19 protein-coding genes and 1 pseudogene are annotated in these 24546 nt (G+C 39.3%); 7 read left to right on the plus strand and 13 right to left on the minus strand.

The window, feature by feature from the left end:
* Positions 1 to 15 precede the first annotated feature (15 nt).
* Positions 16 to 999 carry a hypothetical protein gene (locus ALW18_10610; GenBank protein AOE52923.1) on the plus strand — a complete coding sequence of 328 codons (984 nt, stop codon included), beginning with the start codon at positions 16 to 18 and terminating at the stop codon, positions 997 to 999.
* 123 nt (positions 1000 to 1122) lie between these two features.
* On the opposite strand, the gene ALW18_10615 is transcribed toward ALW18_10610, so the two are convergent.
* A complete protein-coding gene (locus tag ALW18_10615) occupies positions 1123 to 3963 on the minus strand; it encodes an alpha-mannosidase (GenBank protein ID AOE52924.1) in 2841 nt (946 codons plus the stop codon).
* Between the two features lie 151 nt (positions 3964 to 4114).
* On the minus strand, positions 4115 to 4522 hold the full coding sequence (locus ALW18_10620; protein ID AOE52925.1) for a phenylalanyl-tRNA synthetase subunit alpha: 408 nt from the start codon (positions 4520 to 4522) through the stop codon (positions 4115 to 4117).
* A 138-nt stretch (positions 4523 to 4660) separates the two neighbouring features.
* Between ALW18_10620 and ALW18_10625 the strand changes: the two genes are divergently transcribed.
* Complete coding sequence (locus ALW18_10625; GenBank protein ID AOE52926.1) at positions 4661 to 5128, plus strand: hypothetical protein; 468 nt, start codon at positions 4661 to 4663, stop codon at positions 5126 to 5128.
* Between the two features lie 30 nt (positions 5129 to 5158).
* Here the strand turns inward: ALW18_10625 and ALW18_10630 are convergent, their stop codons facing one another.
* The 4 genes from ALW18_10630 to ALW18_10645 form a co-directional block, all read right to left on the minus strand.
* Complete coding sequence (locus ALW18_10630; GenBank protein AOE52927.1) at positions 5159 to 5584, minus strand: histidine kinase; 426 nt, start codon at positions 5582 to 5584, stop codon at positions 5159 to 5161.
* A 134-nt stretch (positions 5585 to 5718) separates the two neighbouring features.
* A complete protein-coding gene (locus tag ALW18_10635) occupies positions 5719 to 6738 on the minus strand; it encodes a phenylalanyl-tRNA synthetase subunit alpha (GenBank protein AOE52928.1) in 1020 nt (339 codons plus the stop codon).
* A gap of 642 nt (positions 6739 to 7380) precedes the next feature.
* Complete coding sequence (locus tag ALW18_10640) at positions 7381 to 7563, minus strand: hypothetical protein (protein AOE52929.1); 183 nt, start codon at positions 7561 to 7563, stop codon at positions 7381 to 7383.
* A gap of 13 nt (positions 7564 to 7576) precedes the next feature.
* A complete protein-coding gene (locus ALW18_10645) occupies positions 7577 to 8167 on the minus strand; it encodes a hypothetical protein (protein ID AOE52930.1) in 591 nt (196 codons plus the stop codon).
* Between the two features lie 2122 nt (positions 8168 to 10289).
* Here ALW18_10645 and ALW18_10650 point away from each other — a divergent pair.
* Positions 10290 to 10640 (plus strand): arsenate reductase, encoded by a 351-nt coding sequence (locus ALW18_10650; GenBank protein AOE52931.1) that lies wholly within the window; start codon positions 10290 to 10292, stop codon positions 10638 to 10640.
* An 18-nt stretch (positions 10641 to 10658) separates the two neighbouring features.
* Here the strand turns inward: ALW18_10650 and ALW18_10655 are convergent, their stop codons facing one another.
* Positions 10659 to 11159, minus strand: coding sequence for a hypothetical protein (locus ALW18_10655; GenBank protein ID AOE52932.1), 501 nt, complete (start codon positions 11157 to 11159; stop codon positions 10659 to 10661).
* Between the two features lie 90 nt (positions 11160 to 11249).
* Here ALW18_10655 and ALW18_10660 point away from each other — a divergent pair, with 90 nt between their 5' ends.
* Entirely contained in the window at positions 11250 to 11606 is a 357-nt protein-coding gene (locus ALW18_10660) for a hypothetical protein (GenBank protein AOE52933.1), read from the plus strand.
* Positions 11607 to 11691: 85 nt separating this feature from the next.
* Here the strand turns inward: ALW18_10660 and ALW18_10665 are convergent, their stop codons facing one another.
* Complete coding sequence (locus ALW18_10665; protein ID AOE52934.1) at positions 11692 to 13035, minus strand: glutamate dehydrogenase; 1344 nt, start codon at positions 13033 to 13035, stop codon at positions 11692 to 11694.
* Positions 13036 to 13227: 192 nt separating this feature from the next.
* Entirely contained in the window at positions 13228 to 14373 is a 1146-nt protein-coding gene (locus ALW18_10670) for a cystathionine gamma-synthase (protein AOE52935.1), read from the minus strand.
* Positions 14374 to 14568: 195 nt separating this feature from the next.
* Between ALW18_10670 and ALW18_10675 the strand changes: the two genes are divergently transcribed.
* From ALW18_10675 to ALW18_10685, 3 genes are all read left to right on the plus strand, one after another.
* Positions 14569 to 15276 carry a hypothetical protein gene (locus ALW18_10675; protein AOE54385.1) on the plus strand — a complete coding sequence of 236 codons (708 nt, stop codon included), beginning with the start codon at positions 14569 to 14571 and terminating at the stop codon, positions 15274 to 15276.
* Positions 15277 to 15640: 364 nt separating this feature from the next.
* Positions 15641 to 17932, plus strand: a complete 2292-nt coding sequence (locus tag ALW18_10680; GenBank protein AOE52936.1) for a hypothetical protein — start codon at positions 15641 to 15643, stop codon at positions 17930 to 17932.
* A 39-nt stretch (positions 17933 to 17971) separates the two neighbouring features.
* Positions 17972 to 18685, plus strand: a complete 714-nt coding sequence (locus ALW18_10685) for a DNA recombination protein RecO (GenBank protein ID AOE52937.1) — start codon at positions 17972 to 17974, stop codon at positions 18683 to 18685.
* On the opposite strand, the gene ALW18_10690 is transcribed toward ALW18_10685, so the two are convergent.
* The 4 genes and pseudogenes from ALW18_10690 to ALW18_10705 all read right to left on the minus strand — a co-directional run bounded on the left by ALW18_10690 (position 18686) and on the right by ALW18_10705 (position 24546).
* Positions 18686 to 19318 carry a hypothetical protein gene (locus ALW18_10690; protein ID AOE52938.1) on the minus strand — a complete coding sequence of 211 codons (633 nt, stop codon included), beginning with the start codon at positions 19316 to 19318 and terminating at the stop codon, positions 18686 to 18688.
* Between the two features lie 44 nt (positions 19319 to 19362).
* A pseudogene (locus tag ALW18_10695) lies at positions 19363 to 19782 on the minus strand (hypothetical protein).
* A 5-nt stretch (positions 19783 to 19787) separates the two neighbouring features.
* Entirely contained in the window at positions 19788 to 20213 is a 426-nt protein-coding gene (locus ALW18_10700) for a hypothetical protein (protein ID AOE52939.1), read from the minus strand.
* A 19-nt stretch (positions 20214 to 20232) separates the two neighbouring features.
* On the minus strand, positions 20233 to 24546 hold the full coding sequence (locus ALW18_10705; GenBank protein ID AOE52940.1) for a hypothetical protein: 4314 nt from the start codon (positions 24544 to 24546) through the stop codon (positions 20233 to 20235).

Genomic DNA, 24546 nt, shown 5'->3' on the forward strand with positions numbered 1-24546 from the left:
CCAATACCAACCAATATGGACCATCTGATAAACCACCCCGGAGTATTAACAGCATTCTCAATAATAGTGGTTGTCATGCTCCTGCTGGATTTGGGTGTGTTTAATAAAAACAGCCATGTAGTTTCTAATAAGGAGGCATTAACATGGTCTATTGTCTGGATATCATTATCAATGGCATTTAGTGGGGTAATTTATTATTACCTGGGTTTTGAGCAGTTTACCCAATTTCAAAGTGCCTACTGGATAGAAAAAGCACTATCTGTAGATAACCTGTTTGTGTTTATACTTGTCTTTGGTTTCTTTAATGTACCCAAGCATCTTCACCATAAAGTACTGTTCTGGGGAATCATCGGTGCACTAATCTTCCGTGCTATATTCATATTTACAGGCGTAGAGCTTATAAATCTCACGTATCTGCCCGAAATGAATGTTTTTGGTGAAAATGTACGCGTCAACGTTATTCTTTCGGTATTTGGCTTCTTTTTGCTTTACGCGGGAATTAAATCGTGGTTTGCCCATGAGGATGACGATGAAAATAAAGATTTCTCTAAAAGTCCGGGTGCACGCGTTATCTACCGCTTTTTTAACGTGACAAAAAATTACGAGGGCGACCGCTTCTTTATAAAAGTAGATGGTAAAAGGCTTGCAACACCGCTTTTGGTTGTGGTTGCTGTTATAGAATTTACCGACCTTATCTTCGCGGTAGACTCTATCCCTGCGATTTTTGCAATAGCGCCAGACGATCCGTTTATACTTTATACTTCAAACATATTTGCCATATTGGGTTTAAGGGCACTGTATTTTTTACTGGCCAACTTTATGCATATGTTCAGCAGGCTGCATTATGGCCTTGCCGTTATATTGGCATTCATAGGTGTAAAAATGCTAATAGGTCCGTTTTATCATATCTCGTCACCGCATTCGCTGATAGTCGTTGCAGGTATACTTGTGGTAGCCGTAGGAGCGTCGCTGTTGTTTCCTGTTAAGAAGGCAGAATAGCTTTTTGGTTGTCAGTTATTGGTTGTCAGCAGCGCAGCAATCAAAATTGTTAGCTTGTGGATTCCGTTAACTAGACAAATTTATTTATTTCGAATCCGACAACCAACAACTATCAACCGACAACTATTTTACCGATATCTCGTCCACAAAAATAAACGCGTCGCCACCTGCACCCTGATGCCATTCGGGTAGTTTTCCAAAGTTGTATGCCTTAACTTTTACATATCGGGCTTTGGTATTCGCTAAGTCTGCGTCAAAGCTTTTAACCGTCACGGTGCCATCTTGTGCTGCCAGCGTATTATCTACAGTTTTCGCAAGTGTAAAATTGATATTATCTTCAGATGTATAATAGTCTACTTTAGATGGCATTAGTATCCACGCGCCGCTATCCTGAAGAAAACGTGCCGATACACTCCTCACAGGCGTACTTTTCTGCAAATCGATAACCGCTTCAAAATTCTGACTTTGATATCCCTGCCAATCACCTTTGCGCCAGTTTTCGCTGCCGGTTATGCCATCTATAAGTCCGCCATTACCGCCACCGTGATAACTTGGGTTGTATACCGATTTCGTAGTTATGGTATAGTTATTTGGCTTTTTTATGAAACGTGCCGATACCTGCCTGCTCTTCTCATTATAATTGCTCACATAAGCAACAACTTCTGAAGTAATATTGACTTCAAACGGCATTTGGTAGCGTATAAAGATCTTGTCTTTATTAATGTCTTTTTCATTATCCACCCTGTACATGATTATATCATCCGGATTTGCAGAACTGATGCTAACTTTCATTTTATCGGTAAACGATCGTGCAGCGGCATCAATAGCCGGAACGGTAATTATCTTTTGCCTTGGCAGTGTAGATGCAGCTGTGTTCTCTGTATTAATCTGTTCAGGGTATTGTATTTCCTGTATATAACCTTCAGATTCGTCATCCTTGCCGATTGTACCTGTTGTACCGTCCTCAAAATGAATAACTGTTTTTTCAAAATATGGTTTAGTGGTTGTCCAGTAGTCCAGCCCGGGCGTAACCTGATACAAGCCAATACTGCTAAGCACATACCAGGCACTCATTTGTCCGCAGTCTTCGTTGCCAATTAATCCGTCGGGAGTATTTTTATAGAAATTGTCTAATATGTACTGCACTTTAGCCTGCGTTTTTTCGGGCTTGTCTACAAAGTTGTACAGATAAGCCATGTGGTGACTTGGCTCATTTCCGTGTGCGTACTGACCGATAAGCCCGGTAACATCGGCCTGTTCACGGCCTGTAGTAGCACTTGGGGCATTAAACATTTCGTCCAGTTTAGCCTCAAAGTTTTTAGGTCCGCCAAAGGCATCGATCATGCCGTAAATATCCTGCGGAACAAAAAAGCTGTACTGCCAGCTGTTGCCTTCGGTAAAATTATTGTTTACTTCTCTTGCGTCAAAAGGCTTGTCCCAACCGCCGTTTTTGCGTGGTCGCATGTTTTTTGTTTCAGGGTCTAACAGGTTTTTCCAGCTTTGAGAGCGCGTCATAAAGTAATTATAATCATCGGTCTTGTTAAGCAATTTCGCCATTTGGGCAATACACCAGTCATCATAAGCATATTCCAGTGTTTTAGAAACACTTTCGTGTTCGTCATCTATACTTATAAAACCTTGTTTCTTGTAAGCGTCAAGCCCTAAATGATCCAGCATTGCACTGTGTTTTGCCGCCTGAAATGCCTTTTCGTAATCAAAGCCCTTAATGTCTTTTGCCATTGCATCGGCTATGACAGATACCGAATGGTACCCAATCATACAATCGGTTTCATTGCTTGCAAGTTCCCACACCGGAAGCCTGCCGCCCTGTTCATACTGGTTAAGAAAGGTATTTATAAAATCGGTTGTGCGTTTCTTGTCGATAAGCGTATATAACGGATGCGCCGCCCTAAACGTATCCCATAAAGAAAACACTGAATAATAGGTAAAACCATCTGCTTTATGAATTTCATTGTCACGCCCACGGTAAATACCATCTATATCCATAGCAATGTTAGGCTGCATCATGGTGTGGTATAGTGCCGTGTAAAAAACGGCGAGCTTATCTTTGTTTGTTTCGGTAATCTCAATTTTGTTCAGTTCTTTGTTCCAAAGCGCTTCGGCGGAAGCCTTAACTTTATCAAAATCAAATTTCGGCATTTCGGCAGCCATGTTTTTTGCAGCACCTTCATAGCTTGTAGGCGACAGCGCCACTTTTGCAAGGAGTTTTTCGCCTGCTTTTACATCTTTACTAAAACTTATAGCCAGTAAAGAACCTGCAAAAAAGGTATCGGTTAGCTTAGCGGGGGCAAAGGCATTGTTGTTCACTTTTGTTACCTTAACCGGACTGCTAAATTCTATACGCGCAAAAATATACTGGTCGCGTGCCCAGGCAGTACTGCGGCGCATAACCTCAATAGTTCTGTCGTTAATAATACGTACTTCACCCATAATGAGCTTGTCGCGGTGATTAAGATCAAGAATAAAATTGGCCTGCCCTTTTTTTGAGAAAGTGTATTGATGAAGCCCAACGCGCGGGGTGGTGGTAAGTTCTGCCGTGATGCCGTCATCGTTCAGCTTAACACTATAATATCCGGCGGAAGCTTTTTCTGAAGCATGCGAAAAAGTAGAAGAATAGCCTGCTTTATCAAGATCTGGTTCGCCCATAGTTGGCATGAGCATTACATCGCCATAATCGGAGCAGCCTGTGCCGTTAAGGTGGGTATGTGAAAAGCCGTAGATTGTACCGTCAGAATAATGGTATCCGCTACAACCGTCCCAACTGCCGTCAATGCGGGTGTCGGGGCTTAGCTGAACCATCCCAAAAGGCACTGTAGCGCCCGGAAATGTATGTCCGTGACCGCCTGTACCAATAAACGGATTTACATATTGCGCATAATTGTTTTGCTGTCCAAATGCAGATAATGTAAGTAAAAAGCTTACAATTACAAACGTGCCTCTCATTTCTTAAAATTTTCTTAAAGGTGTGAAAAAAATACAGACTTTGCAAAAATTTGTATTAAAATGAAAAAGGGTGTGTGGATATTTAAAGGACAAGTGAGTCCTCACCCCGATCTCTTACAGGGAAAAGACCAGGGTGAGGAAAATTATGTATCTATTCGATCATTATACCATCCTTAAAGATAAGCGGAACTTCGCTTACAAAATCTTCATGAATAGAATGTGCTTTAAAAGTATATGTCTTATCATACAGCACATTATCAATAAAAAAGGTAACCATAAACTGATTGTCTAATACAAGAACGCTGTCTTCTATCAATTCTATTTTTACGAATGATACCGGCTCAATTTCTACAAAAGCATGTCGAAGTAACGATGTTTTTCGGGGTTCCCCATCTATAATTCCCGATGCGCTGGATACTACCATAGCACCTTCCAGTTTAAAATCGCTGTCGTTTATAAGGTATGCGTACCAGGTTTTCTGCATAAAGTCGTCGTTCCATTCCTGTACTGCCGCTACATATACATTTTCTACCTGTGGAATTACTATATCTTTTTTCATTGTTTAAAGGCTTTAAGGGGCACAAAGATAACCTAAATACTTAATTGGTAAAATAGGGTAGCAGGCTATAACTTTGTACTTTATTTAGGATTTTTAGGTGTATAATTTCTATAACTTTAAGTTACTAAAAATAATTGTATGAAACTATTACAAATTACATGCCTATCGCTGCTTTTGGGTTTTGCCGTAAGCTGTAAAGATGCACCTAAACAACCGGAAGGCCAACAGGATCAGGAAACTGTTCCAGCCACAGTAACCGATACTATTACTGCTGATGCTCATAACAGTCAAAACTCGCTGGACTGGGCGGGTGCATATAGCGGCGTTACCCCTTGTGCCGACTGTCCCGGAATGAAGACAGATATAATTTTAAATAACGATAACACCTACAGTCTGCAGGAACAATATCTTGAAAAAGAGAAAGCACCACGAAGCTTTAAAGGTTCTTTTACGTGGGATGATGCCAGGAACATTATTACGCTTGACGCGGAAGGCGACCATCATAAATTTAAAGTGATGGAAGGAAGCCTTAGGCTGCTGGATAAATTTGGTGATGAAAAGCAGGGCGGCAAACCCGAAGATTTTGTGTTGCCGAAAGTGAAATAAAATAAAATCAGGATTTTAAATCTCCTGCTTTTATTTTATGTAGTTGGGAGATATGCATTTACACCAATACTCTACGATGGCCTTAATGGTATCTTTAATTTCATCGTAATCATTTGGTTTTATAAAAAACCCCTGAACCGATTTAGAATAGGCATCAATAACATTTTGCTGCTCGGCTACGGTAGAGAAAAATAGGTAAGGGATAGATTTAATTCTAAGATTTTCGTTCTCATGAATCTTTTCTCGTAGTTCCATGCCGTTTAGTTTTGGCATATTTATGTCAGAGAAAATAATAAATGGCTCAACTTCCGTATCGGTTAAATATTTTAGGGCATCTTCCCCGTCTCCAAAAAAGAGAATTTCATTTTTGCATTCCAAGTCTATAAATACTTGTGCTAAAATATCCTGGTCGTCCACGTCATCTTCAATAATTATAATGGGGCCTCCTTTGTTCATGTTATAAAGTTGTAAGGTATTAATTACTACAAGGTAAACTATTTAAGTAACATATAGGCCATATAATTGGATTAAAGAATTTTTAACTATTTCAATTAAATAAAAAACCCTTCTTAATAGAAGGGTTTGTAGTATTATATGCTGGCTTTAAACTGCTCCAGGAATCTAACGTCGTTTTCATAAAACATCCTGATGTCGCCAATCTGGTATTGTAGCATCGCTATACGCTCTACGCCCATACCAAAAGCAAAACCATTGTATTTTGTAGCATCTATACCACAGTTGGTTAAAACATGTGGGTCTACCATACCACAGCCGCCAATTTCAAGCCACCCTGTACCCTTTGTGATCCTATAGTCAGTCTCGGTCTTAAGGCCCCAGTAAATGTCAATCTCGGCACTCGGCTCGGTAAAAGGAAAGTACGACGGGCGAAGACGGATCTTACTTTTGCCGAACATCTCTTTGGTAAAGTATAAAAGTGTTTGTTTAAGGTCTGCAAACGAAACATCTTTGTCAATATAAAGACCTTCTATCTGGTGGAATATACAGTGCGAACGCGATGATATAGCCTCATTCCTAAAAACCCTTCCCGGAGAAATAGTACGGATAGGCGGTTTGTTTTCTTCCATATAACGCACCTGTACCGATGATGTATGTGTTCTTAGCAACACATCGGGGTTGGTTTGTATAAAGAAAGTATCCTGCATATCGCGAGCAGGGTGGTATTCCGGCAGGTTAAGTGCGGTAAAGTTGTGCCAGTCATCTTCAATTTCCGGACCCTCGCTTACGTTGAAGCCAATGTTCGAGAAAATATCGATAATCTGGTTCTTTACGATAGATATAGGATGGCGTGAACCTACTGCAAATGGCTCACCCGGACGGGTAAGGTCACCATAAATGCCTTTAGCCTCTTCTTTGCTTTCCAGTGCTTCTGTAATAAAAGCTACTTTTTCTTCAGCAGTTTTTTTCAGGCTGTTAACCACCTGTCCAAATTCCTTTTTTTGTTCGTTAGGAACTGCTTTAAATTCAGCAAAAAAGTCATTAAGAAGGCCTTTTTTACCCAGGAACTTAATCCTGAACGCTTCCAGTTCTTCTTTGTTTTGAGTCTGAAATGCTTCAGCCTCTGCAATATATCCTTTAATTTTCTCTATCATTGTTATTCTGTAAAGTGCTGCAAATTTAGGCATTTTTAATTTGTTGTGCTATTTGAGAGTGTCTTTAATTTTATGGTTTAGTACATAAAAATTAATGTTTACCTGCACATTTTCTTACTTAGCCTCAAAAATTATTTTTGTTGCAAAAGCGGCACTATGTTTGTCTCAGGTTTAAAGATTGATCATTGGTCATGACCACTACAGCCTCTTACTGCAAGCCCCCAGCGGTAGGTAAAGCTAAAACACAACATTAAGAACCCTGTTGGAACCACCCGCAGGGTTTTTTAATTCATATAATCACAACAGTTGTGTTAGTTAACCTGCACATTATCAGGGTTAGCCTCAAAAATTATTTCAGTTAAAAATCCTGCCGTACGTTTGCTTCAGAATTAAGAACATTACTAAAAGTTTTGATTGATATATAAATTGGTTGGTTGGTTGAAAGCCCTGTCGAAAGGCAGGCAAAATGGCAGTAATGCCCAAAGAATTACACTACTTACTACTACTTGAAAAACCGGTGTACTTACTGCACCGGTTTTTTTATTGCTGTAAGTAAGCGAAAACAGTATTTACCTGCACATTCCTGCCGGTAACCTCAAAAATTATTTTGATTGCGAAAGCTGCCGTACGTTTGTCTCAGGTTTAAGAATTTAATAGGTTTTGATTTGATTGAATTAAGTCCTGTGTTGCCCCCAAGACAGGCGGTCCGGCAGAAGTGCCGGGCGTCATAAACAGTATTCCGGAGCCCCCAACGGTATGCTGCAATAAAAAAGAGGCTGTATCATTTTTAAAATGATTACCAGCCTCTTTTTTATTATAGGTCATCACGATAATTGTTTCAATTTACTATTTCGTCAACAACTTTATTCGCCTGTGCAAACAGGGCATCATAATGCGCCTGGTCCCTTTCTCCTTCAAAACCTATAGTGTCGTACAGAAATTCAGCCTTTGCGTCGTTCACGCCACAGTATACCGACAAGCTTTCGATCATCATGTGTTTCATGTACTCGTAATTGCCCTTTGTTTCGAAAGCTTCCTCCGTTTCGCCTGTCAATGCAATCCATCTGGTTTTATTAACGGGAAGCCTGTTGCCTTTTCCATAAGCTAGTCCGTTAGTCCAGACTTTGTCTATATATCCTTTTAAAATAGCAGGGAAAGAATACCACCAAACAGGGAACACGATAAATAAGGTGTCTACACCCTTCAGGCTCTCAAACAGGGTTCTTACTTCTTTGGTGTACGGATAGTTAATATCATCCCATTTGGGCTCGTCTACTTCATTCATAACAGGATTAAAGCCATATCTGTATAGGTCGAGTTCGCTTACATGCAGGCCTTTTTCCTCGGCATGAATTTTCATCGAATTTACAATCTGTGCAGTAAGTGAGTCTATCCTGGGATGCGCCCATACAAAATGTACTTTTTTCATAGCGGTAGGGTAGCTCGTTGATGAGCAGGAAGAACAAATTTAAAGGTATCAATGGTAAAGCAGAACACATTTAACGAAGTGTTGTACTCATGGATTAGAAAGACTGTTAGCCGCGAAAACGGTTTCTCGCCCTGTTTACCTACACATTTTTAGTACTTACCTCAAAAATTATGTCGGTTAAAAATGCTGCCGTACGTTTGTCTCAGGTTTGATTGATTGGTTACAAGTCCTGCTGGTACCCCCGACAGCAGGCAATTTTAAAAAGACATACATTTTGCCCCCAAAATTATGCTGCTAAAAAAACCTGTGCTTCAGCAAGCGCAGGTTTTTTTATGCCATTTTACAGATAAAAAGTGCTGTTGGTCGATTGAATTCTGAAAATCTGCTTCAAATTTCTTCCCCTTAAAAACATATAGTAGTTTTAATATAAGTTTTAAAGTCATTTTTGGTATAAAACAAAAGTCCTGCTTCGGGGGTTGCAGGCAAACTGAAATACATTACGTGCCCCCCACGTATGTAGATTTAGTCAAAAAAAGACCTGTGTTATTACTAGCGCAGGTCTTTTTGTTCTGTTAACCGACACAATTTCTCCCTTAACCTCAAAAATTATTTTGGTTGAATATCCTACCGTAAGTTTGTCTCAGGTTTGAAATTAATACGTTTGATTTGATTGATTAAAAAGTCCTGTTTCGCCCCCAAGTGCAGGCAAAAATTACAAACAACACTTGCCCCCAAAAGTATGTTGTTACTTAAAAAACCCTGAGTTTAGCGACTCAGGGTTTTTTAATGCACTATGTTTTGATATAACAAATGTGGCCTATATCCAGAATTAAAGAATGTTTACCTGCACATTTTTACTACTGACCTCAAAAATTATGTTGGTTAAAAATACTGCCGTACGTTTGTCTCAGGTTTGATTGATTGGTTACAAGTCCTGCTGCTGCCCCCACAGCAGGCAATTTTACAAAACAACATATTTGCCCCCAAAAGTATGTTACTAAAAAATCCTGCGTTGGTAGCGCAGGATTTTTTATTTGGTGTTATAGCGTACTTCTCACTATTCAAATTCAAAAATCTAAATACCCTTTTTTCATTTCCGGATTAACCGACACATTTTTAGTGCCTACCTCAAAAATTATGTTGGTTAAAAATACTGGCGTAGGTTTGTCTCAGGTTTGATTGATTGGTTACAAGTCCTGCTGAATGCCCCCACAGCAGGCAATTTTACAAAACAACATATTTGCCCCCAAAAGTATGTTACTAAAAAATCCTGCGTTTGGTAATGCGGGATTTTTTATTTGGTGTTATATCGTACTTCTCACTATTCAGATTCAAAATCTAAATATCCTTTTTTCATTTATAGATTAACCGACACATTTTTAGCGCCTACCTCAAAAATTATGTTGGTTAAAAATACTGCCGTAGGTTTGTCTCAGGTTTGATTGATTGGTTACAAGTCCTGCTGACTGCCCCCACAGCAGGCAATTTTACAAAACAACATATTTGCCCCCAAAAATGTTGCTAAAAAATCCTGCGTTTGGTAATGCGGGATTTTTTATTTGATGTCATGACTGACTTCTCACTTATTCAGATTTAAGATCCGGTCATCTAACATCAAGTTTCCGGTTAACCGACACATTTACACCGGTAACCTCAAAAATTATTTTAGCTGAAAATCCCGCCGTACGTTTGTCTCAGGTTTGAAATTAATACGTTTGATTTGATTGATTAAAAGTCCTGTTTCGCCCCCAAGTGCAGGCAAAAAAAGAATTACAAAACGACACTTGCCCCCAAAAGTATGTTGTTATTAAAAAACCCTGAGTTTAGCGACTCAGGGTTTTTTAATGGCGTTTACCTACAAATTTGGGGGTTTCACCTCAAAAATTATAGTAACATCTAAATCTGCTATAGCTTAGCCTCAAGTTTAAGTTATTAGAGAAATTTGTAAGGAAATTTCTCTGCAAGTCCTGCCTTAACCTGCAGGCAATTACAATAAACATTACGCTTTTAAAGCAGAATGTATTTCTTTTTCACACTTAAAGCCCGTGCCTAGCACAGGCTTTTTTATTTGGTAGTGCAGCGTATTCTTAAAAACCTGAAACAAAAAAATTACTTTTGCAGTATGAAAGCTATATTTTACCTGAAAACCTGCGATACATGCAGGAAGATTCTAAAATCGTTACCTACTACCGAAGGTTTTACACTTCGTGAAATAAAATCAGAAGCCATTACACCTGCAGAGCTTGAAGAAATGAGACGCCTTGCGGGAAGTTACGAAGCGCTTTTTAGCCGTAAAACAACCCTTTATAAAGAACGCGGACTTAAAGATGCAGTGCTTACCGAAGATGATTATAAAAACCTCATCCTGGAGCATTATACCTTTTTAAGCCGACCTGTTATTGTAGATGGCGAAACTATATTTGTTGGAAACAGCAAGCCTGTAGTTGAAGCAGCTATTGCACATTTGGGATAACGTATTAAAAACCGATAACTACTTACTAGCCGCAGCAAACCATTCTTCCAGTATAGGAAAGATAACGTTAGATACTTTTAAGATAGGGTAAAAGAAAATAGACTCGTCGAGTGTTTTCTTTTCGGCTATAAAGTTGTTGTGGTTTATTTTTACAAAAAAGGTCAGTAATACACTTAGTATTAATACGGTTCTTAATAATCCGAAAATGGCACCCATAATACGGTTTACTAAACCGAGACCTGAGAAATCGGCTATTTTGGTCATGAATTTGGCAAGCAGCGTTATACCGATTACCACACCAACAAAGGTTATAATAAAGGCAACAATTGCTGCTGTTTTAGGATCGTCTGGCAAATGGCCATCGAAGAAACTGCCCACAGCCCCCGAAAATTTTATAGCAATATAAATACCCAGCAATAGCGATACCAGCGATGCCAGTTCTACAAAAAGTCCTTTGCGCACGCCGTTAAAAACGCCATAGCCAAGAATGCAGCATAAAATAATATCTAAACCTGTCATGGGGCAAAGATAGTATTCGGCACACACAAACCAAAAGGCCTGCGGGCATTAAATTTCAACTCACTATCTTTGCGTTTTTAAAACATAAAAATGTCAAGAGACGAACAATTAAAATTACGCTGGGAACAGCTTGTCACTATACTGTCTGACCGATTTGCCGATGGCGATGCGTTAGACCTTGATGCCATCATTTACCTTATCGGGGTGCAGGAACTAGGCCAGTTCAACAAAAAATTCAAAAAAGACGAAAAGGTAAACCTTATGCATATTGCCATTTGCCGCCTTTTAGAGCCTTTTGGGTATTATGAATTTGACTATTTTGATGAAGACGGATGGCCGCACTACACCGTTAAGGAAGAACTGCCACCGCTAAAAGCAGGGGAGCAGAGCATATTGATGAAAGGCGCTATAGTTGACTATTTCCTTGAAAAAGGACTTATTAAATAAGTCTCCGTATACAGAAAACTGCTTCGGAAGAAAAGCAAAAACTCCACGCACAGCGTGGGGTTTTGTATTTTTATAAAGGCACGTGTTACACCACGCCCTGAGCCAGCATAGCATCGGCAACTTTTACAAAGCCTGCAATGTTAGCACCTTTTACATAATCGGTATAGCCTTTGTCGTCCTGGCCGTAAGTAAGGCAGGCTGTGTGAATGGCCGTCATAATATCTTTAAGCCTTTCGTCTACTTCTTCTCTTGTCCAGCTAAGGCGCAATGAGTTCTGCGACATTTCTAGCCCGGATGTTGCCACTCCTCCTGCGTTTGATGCCTTGCCCGGTGCAAATAGCGTTTTTGCTTTCTGAAATTCTATAACTGCTTCCGGAGTGCATGGCATATTAGCACCTTCTGCTACGCAGATACAACCATTTTTAAGAAGCTGTTTTGCCTCGTCGCCGCTAAGTTCGTTTTGGGTAGCACACGGCAGCGCGATATCGCATTTTACCTCCCATGGCTTGCCACCTTCTACATATTTGGCTTTCTTGTATTTTTTAGCATACTCGCTTATCCTTCCGTACTGTACATTTTTAAGATCCATTACATAGGCTAGCTTATCGGCATCTATACCTTCTTCATCGTAAATATATCCTGAAGAATCAGAGAATGTAACCACCTTGCCACCAAGTTCTATAGCCTTTTCGGCAGCATATTGCGCCACATTGCCCGATCCTGAAACCACTACGATTTTGCCTTCAAAGCTTTCTTCTTTGGTTTCCAGCATGCTTTGCGCAAAATATACACAGCCGTAGCCGGTAGCCTCGGGACGGATTAATGATCCTCCAAAGCTTATGCCCTTTCCGGTTAGTACGCCTGTAAACTCATTTCGTATTCTTTTATACTGGCCAAAAAGGTAACCTACCTCACGTCCGCCCACGCCAATATCTCCGGCAGGAACATCGGTATCAGGGCCTATGTGTTTACAAAGCTCTGTCATAAAGCTTTGGCAGAAACGCATAATTTCGTTGTCGCTTTTTCCTTTAGGGTCAAAATCAGATCCTCCTTTGCCACCGCCCATTGGCAGGGTAGTAAGGCTATTTTTAAAAGTTTGCTCAAACGCCAGGAACTTTAAGATGCTTAGGTTTACCGATGGATGAAAGCGGAGCCCGCCTTTATATGGCCCAATTGCCGAATTCATCTGAATTCTGTAACCCCTGTTTACCTGCACATTGCCTTTGTCGTCTAACCAGGTAACGCGAAATAATATAATCCTTTCGGCCTCTACCATTCGTTCTAAAAGCATTTTACCTTTATACTTTGGGTTTTCTTCTATAAACGGAATCACGGTTTCGGCAACTTCGTGTACTGCCTGTAAAAATTCGGGTTCGTTAGGGTTTCTTTTGGTAACGGCGTCCATAAAAGACTGTAAGCTGTTTGACATGTTGTAAATAGTTTGGTAGTTAAAAGATGTGTGTTTGTTAAGAAGAACGTATAAAAAAGCAGCGCAGATAAGACATTTCTGAAACCCGTTTTGCAGATATTCCGTTGTAAGGGAATGTAAATCTGCAAAAAACTGTTCAAATTTGCGTTATCTGCGCTGCTAAATATATCTTAAATCTAAAACAACACTGCGTTATGCAAATGCCTGTTCTATATCTTTTAATAGATCTTCAATGTCTTCAACACCAACACTAAGGCGCACAAGATCGTCGGTAATACCAATCTCTTTACGTTTAGGTTCGGGTATAGATGCATGCGTCATCAGGGCAGGGTGGTTGGCTAAAGATTCTACACCACCAAGCGATTCTGCAAGTGTAAACACTTTTACATTTTCAAGGAAAGAAATTGCATCTGCTTTTGCTCCCGATTTAAATGTAAACGATACCATACCGCCATACTGACCGTTCATTTGCTTTTTAGCAACTTCGTGGTTAGCATGTTTTTCAAGTCCGGGATAGTATACTTTTTCAACCTTCGGATGATTTACCAGGTATTCGGCAACTTTTTGTCCGTTTTCACTGTGGCGCTGTACCCTTAGGTGCAGGGTTTTAATACCGCGAAGCACAAGGTAAGAATCCTGTGGGCCAAGGGTTGCCCCCGTAGCAAACTGAAGGAAATGCATTTTATCGCCCAGCTCTGCATCTTTAATAATTAGTGCACCCGCAATAACGTCGCTATGCCCGCCAAGGTATTTTGTAGCAGAGTGCATAACAATATCGGCACCTAGATCGATAGGTCGCTGAAGGTATGGTGTTGCAAAAGTATTATCTACAGCAAAAAGTATGTTTTTAGCCTTTGTTATCTTTCCGATAGCTTCAATATCTACTACTTTCATAAGCGGGTTAGTTGGTGTTTCTACCCAAACAAGCTTAGTGTTTTCGTTTATAAGCGACTGAAATTTATCAAGGTCATTCATATCCACAAAATGGAATTTTATACCCATATCCTGATAAATGCGTGTAAACATACGGTAGGTACCTCCATAAAGGTCGTCCATAGCAATAACCTCATCGTTAGGCTTAAGCAGCTTCATAACGCAGTCGGTTGCTGCAAGTCCCGATGAAAACGCAAGTCCGCGTGCACCGTTCTCAATGCTCGCAAGGGCATCCTCAAGAGCAGTACGTGTAGGGTTTGCACCGCGGCTATATTCGTATCCGTTTATAAGTACTCCGGGGCTTTTCTGAGCGAAGGTAGATGTTTGAAAAACCGGCGGCATTACTGCGCCCGTGTGCTCTTCATGATGCTGGCCTCCGTGTATGGTTTTAGTGTTAAATTTCATATAATCGTATATTCGTTCTCATTAATTTTAGGCAAATTTACTGTAATTTAATTTCCCGCGTATGCGGATAAGCGTGTTTTACACAACTATAACACTTATACTATGAAACAACTGCTAGTCTTAGCCCTTGCCTTTTCGCTGCTTACAGCCTGCAAGGATGATAAAGAAAAAACAACCGAAGATGTTACAGAAACTATTGTAGAAGAAGCACCTGCACTATCTTTTGAGAACAAAGAGTACAATAAAAAAACAACGTTGCCATGCAAAGGCGATGTTTGTACGTATGTATCTATAAGTGTTCCGGAGGCTAAAGGCGCACCGGAGGTTAGCGATAGCATTAATCATGAAATATTTAAGGTAACAAGAAGCATAGTATACTTTGGTGAAAAACCAACCGCTGCAAAAAGCTATAAAGAACTTATGGATTCGTTTATAGGGTCTTATGAAGAACTTGCTAAAAAATATCCTGCCGATGCCATGCCGTGGGAAGCAAAAATTAAAGCAACTATAGATTACCAAAGCGATAATATTATAAACATAAAACTTAACAATTATATGTTTACCGGAGGAGCGCACGGATACGAAGGCAACCGTTCGCTTTTGTTTGATGCGAAAACAGGAAGAACACTTACGTACGATGCCATTTTACACGACAGAAAAGCGTTTACAGCTTTTGCCGAAAAGAAGTTTCGCGAAAAATTTAATATCCCGGCAGGTAAATCTATAAATGCTACCGGATTGTTTTTTGAGAATGATAAATTTATCCTTCCACAAAATATATTTTATAAAGAAAACGGACTTCTTTTATACTACAACAGTGTAGAGATTGGCTCTTTTGCCGACGGTCCTAAAGAACTTTTATTACCGTATAGTGAAATTGGTACGTTTCTGAAAGTAAAATAACTCTGAATGTTAATTAACATTTTAAAGCTAAGTTATTGATAATCATTTTGTAACTTTATATATGACTTAAAGAAGTCGATTTGAGATTTGCCTAAGATTAAAAGGACATGATGAATTTTCATTTTAAGCAAACATCATCAGATGGGGCAAAAACTACAGAGTATTCGATCTCTATACCTATTGTTGGTATTATAACTGTAGCAATAGCCTGTCTTTACAGTATTTAAATAGAACGCCTCTTCTAAGAAGAGGCGTTCTTGTTTCCGGGTACTTTTAAACAGACTTTCATCCTTTTTTTCAGGGCTTTATACAAAAAACACAATAATGGCGTTTTAGCTTATATTTGTGCAAATAATTGCTTTTGATGAAAAAGATTTTCTTACTGTATTTCTTATTGCTTTCATTTACTTTTTTTGGGCAAAACCAGCCCTGGAGGAGTTTCTTTTCGTATAACGACATTGTAGATGTAACCCAGTCGCAAAGCAGGGTGTTTGGTGCAGCCAGTAGTGCTATGTTCGAAAAGAACTTAGGTACTAACGAGCTTAAAACAATAACCTCTGTAGATGGACTTAAAGTAGAGACAATAACAGCAGTACATCACAGTACCATATTTAACCGCACATTGGTTGGTAACACTAACGGCTTGCTTATTGTTATTAATGGTGATAATACCATTGTGAATAAAATTGGCATAGTACAGGAAAGTACTATTGCTGCTGCCAAAAAAAGGATAAATCATATTACCGAAGCCAACGGAAAGGCCTATATATCTACCGATTTTGGAATTGTAGTTTTTGACCTTGCCACTCTGGAATTTAATGATACCTATTATCTTGGCCCTAACGGATCTGAACTTGCAGTACAGCAGGCAGCTGTGTTAGGCGGCTATATTTTTGCAGCATCTCCTACACTGGGAATCAGGGCAGGTAACCTGTCTAACCCAAATCTTAATGACTATAATCAATGGGAGCAGCCGTTTGGCGGTGCTTTTTCCGGAGTATGTACTTTTAATAATATGCTCTTTGCCTGTGATACAAATGGACTTGTTTTTAGAATTCAGGACGGTTCAGCCAATATTTTTGCTACTCTTCCCTCCGGTGTTACAGATCTCAGGGAAGCAAACGGATATTTGGTAGCTACCTGTGCCAGCCGTGTAAATGTTTATAATGCGCAGTTAATGCAAGCTGCCCAAATTAATGTTATTCCGCTTCCCGAAGCAGAAGGTGCTATTTTTACAAGTGCTACAGTAGTTGCCGAAACCGTGTTTGTAGGTACACGGGATGATGGTATGTTCTCTGCAGGGTTTAACAGTCTTAGTTTTGAGAATATAACGCCAAATGGCCCTTCGAGAAGCAATATATTTGCCATTAAAAAAGCACCAAGTGCATTATGGGCTGTGTACGGAGATTATGATTATTTTTACAATCCGTATGAATTAGATTATTATGGTGTTAGTAAGTTTAACGATAAAGGATGGACAACCATACCCAATACTAAACTTTTTAATGCAGCATCTATATCAGATATTGTAATTAGTCCCGTAAATGAAAACCTAATATATGTGTCTTCTTTTCATAATGGCCTTATCAAAATTGAAAATGAAGAGCCTACAGTTCAATATACTTACCAGCCGGCTATACAAAACGGACCTGAATCTTTAGTTGATTCGGAAAATGCGAACGAACGAAGTGTAAGGATAAATAGCCTTGCCTTTGATAAAACCGGAAATTTATGGATGACAAATGCAAGAATTGAAAAGGCCATAAAAACGCTTAGGGCCGGAGGCGGATGGATATCCTATAATGTTAAAGACATACTTACTACTCCTACCGACAATAGTTATGGAAAAATGGCAATTGATAAAAATGGCACTAAGTGGATACCAAGTAGTTTTGGAGGGCTTATAGGATTTAATGAAACTGCCAACCCACAGTTTAAAGTTATTACCAATGGCGAGAATGGAAATTTACCATCGTATAACGTAAGATGTGTAGCCATAGACAATAATAATCGCTTATGGATAGGTACTGTTAGCGGATTAAGGGTGTTACAGGGAGTAGACCGTTTTAATACCGAAGACCAGCTTACTACAAATGCTATAATTATTCTTGAAGACGGACTTGCCCAGGAACTAATGTACGAGCAAAGTATAATAGATATTGCTGTTGATGGTGCAAATAACAAATGGATAGGTACAGGGGGAGCAGGAGCTTTTTTAGTATCGCCGGATGGCCAACAGACGCTTTTTCATTTTACGAAAGAGAATTCTCCACTACCAAGCAATACTATAAATGATATTGAGGTAGATAATGTTACCGGAGAGGTTTTCTTCGCTACAGATAAAGGAATGGTTTCCTACAGGGGTACATCAACTGAAGCAGCAGATGATCTTAGCAAGGTGTATGTTTTTCCAAATCCGGTACGTCCTACTTTTAACGGAGACGTAAATATTAGCGGGCTTGTAGACAATGCTAACGTTAAGATTACAGATATTGAGGGTAATCTTGTGTACGAAACTACATCTGAAGGAGGAACCGTTCTATGGGACACACGTGCTTTTGGAAAGTATAAAGTGGCATCCGGCGTGTATATGATATTTATATCTTCTGAAGATGGCACAAAAACTAAGGTTAAAAAGGTAATGATCATCAGATAATTTACTATCGGTACTTACCGGTTTTATCATCAATAATATATGCTCGTAAAGACAAAGGCTATAGTGTTAAGTGCGTTGCGGTATCAGGAAAAAAGCCTGATCGTAAAGTGCTTTACCGAATCTGACGGGCTTAAGTCATATTACGTTCGCGATGCTTTTACATCAAAAAAAAGCAGCCAGAAAACTGTGTATTTTCGGCCGCTTAATATACTTGAGATAGAAGCATCTCATAAAAATAAAGGAACACTTGAATATTTTAAGGAAGTGCGCATGGCATATCCTTACTTTTCAATCACTACAGATATTACCAAAACAACTATTGCCATTTTTATATCAGAGATGCTGCATCATTGCATTAAGGAAGAAGAAAAAAATCAAAGCCTTTATTCCTTTCTTGAAACTGCATTACTTTGGCTTGACAGTCATGATGGAGCCGCTAACTTTCACCTGATTTTGCTTTTGGAAATTACTAAATTTCTAGGGTTCTATCCGGATGGTTCAAACGAAGAATATTCTTTTTTTGAAATGACAGGAGGTGTTTTTGTGCCTTATGCTTCGGTAAGCTGCCTTTCGGCAGAGGAAACCCAGTTGTTAAGAAGACTTATTCCTTTAAAGTTTGATAACAGCACCAAAGCCTTTCATGTTTCAGAAAGGCAGGCGTTGCTAAAAATATTGCTGGACTATTATGCATTTCACCTTGATGGTTTTAAAAGACCAAAATCGCTAGAAGTACTTAAAGAGGTTTTTAGTTGATTATTTTGTAAATAGAAATCCGCTTGCAGATCCTAACATAAACCAAACGAACCATTTTTTAAACCAGGGTTGACGGATAGTAATTTCTGCGGAAGTTATATTGTTGGTTTTTAAATATGGGTTGCTGTTTGTGATATCAGTTACCAGAATTTCCTCCCCTAAAAACCAATTTCGTTTAAGTCCGTTTATCACGGTCACTGTATTTTCAAAGTGCAATGAATCGATTCTAATGCCTTTTTGGTCAGATTGCCAATTGAGTGTGTACCATTTCTCATTTATGGTTCCTGAGCGTTTAAAAACACATGGAACAGTATCTTTATATACTATTGGGATACTATCAATCAAAGTAACGGTTTCATATTTAACCAAAGATCTGATTTTTGAGAATTCAGCGGTAAGTTTTCTCAGCTCAATATCTTTGTTTATAAGTAGATTTTGTAACTGCTTATTCTCTAGTTGTAACGTTGATTTTGTTGCTGTAATAGTACCTAGTCTGTTCTTATAATAGTTTACAGTATCAGTCAATAATGAAGTGTAATTATTTGCTACACTTTTGTTTGAACTACACGTTTGAACAGATGCAAACAGCAGCACTATCAGTACTGCTGTCGCTGTTTGCCAAATGTATTTCATTAATCTAAAACTTTAAGATGTACAAACAGTACATTTTTTACACTTCGCGTACGGTTCATTACTGCTCCGCCATCACTTTGATTGGTTAATGACGTATTGCCTTCTATGGTATAAAATTCCTTATCCTTAACTTTCCATCCATTAAATATACCAACGTGATCGTGTTTGCTATCGCCATTCCAATCGAAAAATACTAAGTCTCCCATTTGTGGTGAATTTGCTACCTCTCCAGTCTTTTTAAAATGGGCTACTGCTGTCTGGCATCCGGCAAAACCTTTTGTATAGCCAATTTTACCTAAAGGAACACCTGCCTGGGCGTAAACCCAGCTGCAAAATATTCCACACCACGCTACACCGTCTAAACCAAACCACTTTCCATATTTTGTTTTATTGCTGTTAAGTGGGCTTTCTTTTTGACCGACCTCCCCGAAAGCAATCGCAATTATTTTTTCTCCTTTTGTCATTGTTATTAAATTAAATCGTTAATATCGTTTTTAATCTCTTTACTACGTTTCAGTGTGCTCTTAAGCCATTTTATTATATCCTTGCCAGTTGCTTCTTCGTAATTTTCTTTAATAGAAGTAAACTCAATACTTACCAAAACCAGAGCAATAAGCTTTGTGAAAAAATAGTCAACCGAAAACCATATCTTCATAAACTCTGATAGTAGGTAATGGTCAATTATAAACAGAAGGATTATGCAGGCCTCATAGATGATCAGCTTACCTATGATATCGGACATATACCTGCTCTTAATTGGTTTCTTTAGCTTATTGGCTTTATACAGTCCGGTTACTGTATCTAAAAAGATTGCTATGGCAACTGCGATAAGTACACCCTGTATTGGAAGTAAAAAACCTGTAACGCCTGCAGTGATCGAATAAATGAATTTCATTTTGTTATAATTTCATTGATTAAGCTGGAGTTACAACAGCAGCGATTGGACTAATAACCCATTCTGCAGATGAAAGTTTTTTACAAGCGAACGACCCACTGGTATGAATTGCGTATACCGTATAACCCAAGCGTACACTTGGATATTTAGCATTTAAGGTAGTAAACCACCCGGAACTGCCGGTATAATTATTATCAATGACAAAACCTGTTTCAAGATCCAAAATTTTAGCATCCAATTGCGACTTATTAATTGGATGACTACCTAAAGTAGCATTAGGCACAATAGGGGCATCTATGAAAGTTAAAGTTCCACTCTTCGTAGTGGCACCATTTTTTATTATATAATTAGTAGCTACATTGTTGGCAGCAGTTGCTTGCGCTGAGTCCAACTGCCCTAATGCAACATATTCATTTGCATTTTGAGCGTTAGCTCCCCATACCCTACCAGCGGCCGTTACTCCAAAAACATCTGTGTTACCAACTTTAGCCCTAAGAACATCAGAAGCGTTTCCATTATTGGTCTCAAATCTATGTGCTACAGTATTTGTAGATTGAAAATACACATTAGTACCGCTAGCATTGCCGAAACTTATTCTGCTACCTTGTGGATTTGATCCTGATATAATATTTGCATTTAAAATTACCTGATCGGCAAATGTTGTTGCAGCAAATCCTATATCAACTTTTGCTACATTGCCTCTTTCCAATACCAAGTTATATCCATTGTTTGTTCCTATAGTCATGACTGTATTGAAACTATTACCGCCTTGTAAAATAGATCCAGCTGTAACTTCGTCCAGTTGCCCTTTATTTATGGCGTGACTTGCTAACGTACCGGCAGGTACGACCGGAGCTTCAGTAAATGTTTTAGTACCGTTTACAGTTGACGCTCCGCTTGAGGGTATATAGTTGGATGCTACATTATTTGCTGCTGTATTCAATCCTGAATCGAGTTGTGATTTTATAATCACTTCCTGTGGCAACACAGCAGCAGGAGCCTGTAAAGTTCCACCGTTGATAGGTTTAGTAACACCTTGTGGGGAGACCTCAAGTCGCTCTGTATCTACACCATTTAGATATGTAGCTACCCTGGCGGCACCACTAGTATCATTACCTTGCCTCGCACCTCTAAATGATGCCATTGTTTGAACACCATTCGAACTGGAACTTTCAATTTGCACGGCTATTCCACCACCAAATCCATCCTGAGAAGCAGCGCTGGTTTTTGCTACTGCTGTAATTGCGGCAAATGACTGAGCAGCTACATCTATTTTTCTTTTGAATTGGTATAATGAATTTGAATTTGAATCCCATGTGTGTGCACCTATCCAAGTTTTGTCACCTCCAATACTACCTTGATTCGTACTTGTCGTAACAACACTAGTTGCATCAGCCTTTAAATCAAGCTGAGCTTTATTCACAGCATGCACAGCCAATGTACCGGCAGGCACCGTCGGAGCTTCAGTAAATGTTTTAGCACCACCAATTGTAGAAGCTCCACTGGATGGAACATAACTCGAAGCAATATTGTTGGCTGCTAAAGAGAGACTTGAATCTAACTGGCTCTTTATAACTACCTCATTTCCATTTGTAGCAGGAATAGTAGTTACTTTTCCTGTAAAGTTTGCACTACCATCTACACCATTTATAAACCACGTCTGACCTGTCGCAAGTCCTGAATAACCTACTAATTTAAAGCCGTAATTGTGACGTATTTCCTTAGCATTATTGTATAGTTCCCAAACAGATTCACCTAAAGTGTTGATAGAGCTAATACCAAATTGGCCTTGTAATTTTAATCTCCAAGTATTGACAGCTGCCCCTCCTATACCTAAATTATCGTTAAAAGTTTTTTGACCTGTAACTGACTCAGTGATACTTCCTAACTTATGCAGTACTTCGGAGTCGTTAGATTTTAAGTCAAGTTGTCCCTTATTTACAGCATGATTTGCTAAAGTACCCGCAGGCACCACTGGAGCTTCGGTAAAAGTTTTAGTACCACCAACTGTAGAGGCTCCAATGGATGGAACGTAGTTAGTGGCAACATTATTGGCAGCAGTTGCGAGCGCTGCCGTTACCCATGATCTTTCCGCTAGCTGTTCCCATACACTGTTAACACCGCTATATCTTGATCTGTATCTGATACCACCCGTTACAGACTGAGAGTTAGCTGCAATATGTAATTGTCCTCCAAACATCCCATCAGTAAACATCATACTTAGAATAGATCCGGATGTCGGAAAGTTTATTACGTTCGAACCTCCATAACCCATCATTGTATTTAGTGAATTTGCATCAGCTGTAGCACCCAATTGGGTCAGACCGCCTCCATTACTATTCAAGGTTAAATATTTTGAGGAAAGACCATCCATTTGTCCTTTATTGACAGCATGATTTGCCAATGTACCAGCAGGAACCATCGGAGCTTCGGTAAATGTTTTAGCTCCATTAATCGACTCCACTATTGATCCTGTTCTATGAACTACTTCTGCATCGTTTGCTAATAATTTCCAGGGCTGCCATGCGCTACCATTCAATGTCCGGATAAACAGTTGGTTGATATTGTTTCCTAAAGCATGATAGGCCTGATAAACCTGTGTCGCAGAAAATCTAACAACCTCCAATTTACCCGCTTGGATGATAGGGTAATTAAGTTCTAAAGTAACACCTGTGTTATTGCGTTTAAGATATAGTCCTGTATCTAAATATGTATTTAAATCGGTATTTTCCGGAACATCCAAAACTTTGGTATCCAAAGTACCTGCCTTATCGGCTTTTAGACCGATTGATGCAGTTATATTAGCCAAAGCGGTTACTAGCCCAGATATATCTGTGATTGCCATCGCCAACCACAGTTTGAAACTGGATAGTGTGTATCGTTTAACTCTCGTTTGAGTGCTGTCATAACCAGCAACGTGTGTTATTCCGTTTCCATCATTTAAAAAATCACCGTAAGCTCCGCCAAACTGTTCTGTTTGGGTTGCAGTGCTAGCAGAATTAACGCCAATAGGCCAAAATCCTGTAGCATTAGAACCATTTGCATTTGCCTTTGTGTTTAACGCAGCCTGCAAACCCTGAATATTGTTTATTGTAACCGCAACAGAATCTACAATATTGCCCGTAGCATCTTTAAACTCTAGAAGACTTTGGTTTGAACCGTTAAATTCGACCGAATGCATTAAATTCGAAACAAAAGCACTTACCAGTACTTGACTTAAAACTTCGCCTGCATCATTTTTAAGTTCGAGCTTTTCTGTTGTGTCATTATAAAAAAACGTTGTTCCTTCGTTGTTTAAAAAAGCAAGATTCACAGTCGCTAAAATTGTTCCTTCACTGTTTTTGAGATACATTTCTGCCGCTGCCTGATTAACTGTAACCGTAAGCCCATTAACTGCTGCCTCTGTAGTAAAAGGCGAAGTACCGTCTCCGTTATTGACTAGTTGGGAAATATTTTTATTGCCACCCTGTTCAAGTATTTTTTCGAGATTTGGGACATCGGTAATTCTGCTATCGGTACTCGATACAAAATCATTTGCTGAAAATTTATTGGTATAGCTAATTCCATATAATCCCGGTGTACCTGTAAATTGGGCAAAATACAGTACATCATCTGTTTCGTAGCTAAAGTAATAGGTCTTTTGGCCTGTACCGCCTTCCGTTCCCGAATCATAAAAGTTCCAGTTAGAAGCATTAGCCTTAGCTATAAAATTACCATCAGCTACCACACCAAGATTTTCAATTATTGCATTCGATTGCCCTAATAAATCGTCTATTAAGTAATTACGAATGGTAATTTCTTCAAGATGCCTGGTAGAAATAGTAGTACCATTTTGTCCCCAGTTGCCTTTTCCAGGTTTAAAAAGGTATTTGTATATTTTTGTAACAGACAGTCCGTTCGGACCATCGGCTAACAATGAAGCTGTGATTATTACAGGTGTTTCTTTTGCAGTAATCACAATTTCCATAGCATTTAGCTTTTCTGCTACTGCCGCTACCACCGAGTATACAGGTACGTAATTAGGAGCCGGGCCTACAAATCCAGCATCTATTGTCCTGCCGGTATTATTTTGATCGATAATAGAACTGTCGCCTCCGGTAAGCCTTGAATACGTTACATCAAGTAAAGCGGCTTGTAAAGCAGCAGCTGAGGTGTAAGACGAACCATTAACTGTAAACTCTGAAAAATGGGTTAGTGAAACAAGCACATCTTTACGTTCATAACAGTTATAGAGCTCTATTTTATTGCCGTGTACCGCCGAGACATAGTTCCTGAAATATTGTATGCCATTAAGTGTGAAGTTTTTGTCGTTTAGCGAATTTATACTGTTCAT

This window comes from Flavobacterium psychrophilum, assembly GCA_001708385.1.
Classification (GTDB): domain Bacteria; phylum Bacteroidota; class Bacteroidia; order Flavobacteriales; family Flavobacteriaceae; genus Flavobacterium; species Flavobacterium psychrophilum_A.

Excerpts from the sequence above, each read along its gene's own strand:
- ALW18_10610 (AOE52923.1), top strand. The coding sequence starts at position 16 with ATGGACCATCTGATAAACCACCCCGGAGTATTAACAGCATTCTCAATA.
- ALW18_10615 (AOE52924.1), bottom strand. The coding sequence starts at position 3,963 with ATGAGAGGCACGTTTGTAATTGTAAGCTTTTTACTTACATTATCTGCA.
- ALW18_10620 (AOE52925.1), bottom strand. The coding sequence starts at position 4,522 with ATGAAAAAAGATATAGTAATTCCACAGGTAGAAAATGTATATGTAGCG.
- ALW18_10625 (AOE52926.1), top strand. The coding sequence starts at position 4,661 with ATGAAACTATTACAAATTACATGCCTATCGCTGCTTTTGGGTTTTGCC.
- ALW18_10630 (AOE52927.1), bottom strand. The coding sequence starts at position 5,584 with ATGAACAAAGGAGGCCCCATTATAATTATTGAAGATGACGTGGACGAC.
- ALW18_10635 (AOE52928.1), bottom strand. The coding sequence starts at position 6,738 with ATGATAGAGAAAATTAAAGGATATATTGCAGAGGCTGAAGCATTTCAG.
- ALW18_10640 (AOE52929.1), bottom strand. The coding sequence starts at position 7,563 with ATGACCTATAATAAAAAAGAGGCTGGTAATCATTTTAAAAATGATACA.
- ALW18_10645 (AOE52930.1), bottom strand. The coding sequence starts at position 8,167 with ATGAAAAAAGTACATTTTGTATGGGCGCATCCCAGGATAGACTCACTT.
- ALW18_10650 (AOE52931.1), top strand. The coding sequence starts at position 10,290 with ATGAAAGCTATATTTTACCTGAAAACCTGCGATACATGCAGGAAGATT.
- ALW18_10655 (AOE52932.1), bottom strand. The coding sequence starts at position 11,159 with ATGACAGGTTTAGATATTATTTTATGCTGCATTCTTGGCTATGGCGTT.
- ALW18_10660 (AOE52933.1), top strand. The coding sequence starts at position 11,250 with ATGTCAAGAGACGAACAATTAAAATTACGCTGGGAACAGCTTGTCACT.
- ALW18_10665 (AOE52934.1), bottom strand. The coding sequence starts at position 13,035 with ATGTCAAACAGCTTACAGTCTTTTATGGACGCCGTTACCAAAAGAAAC.
- ALW18_10670 (AOE52935.1), bottom strand. The coding sequence starts at position 14,373 with ATGAAATTTAACACTAAAACCATACACGGAGGCCAGCATCATGAAGAG.
- ALW18_10680 (AOE52936.1), top strand. The coding sequence starts at position 15,641 with ATGAAAAAGATTTTCTTACTGTATTTCTTATTGCTTTCATTTACTTTT.
- ALW18_10685 (AOE52937.1), top strand. The coding sequence starts at position 17,972 with ATGCTCGTAAAGACAAAGGCTATAGTGTTAAGTGCGTTGCGGTATCAG.
- ALW18_10690 (AOE52938.1), bottom strand. The coding sequence starts at position 19,318 with ATGAAATACATTTGGCAAACAGCGACAGCAGTACTGATAGTGCTGCTG.
- ALW18_10700 (AOE52939.1), bottom strand. The coding sequence starts at position 20,213 with ATGAAATTCATTTATTCGATCACTGCAGGCGTTACAGGTTTTTTACTT.
- ALW18_10705 (AOE52940.1), bottom strand. The coding sequence starts at position 24,546 with ATGAACAGTATAAATTCGCTAAACGACAAAAACTTCACACTTAATGGC.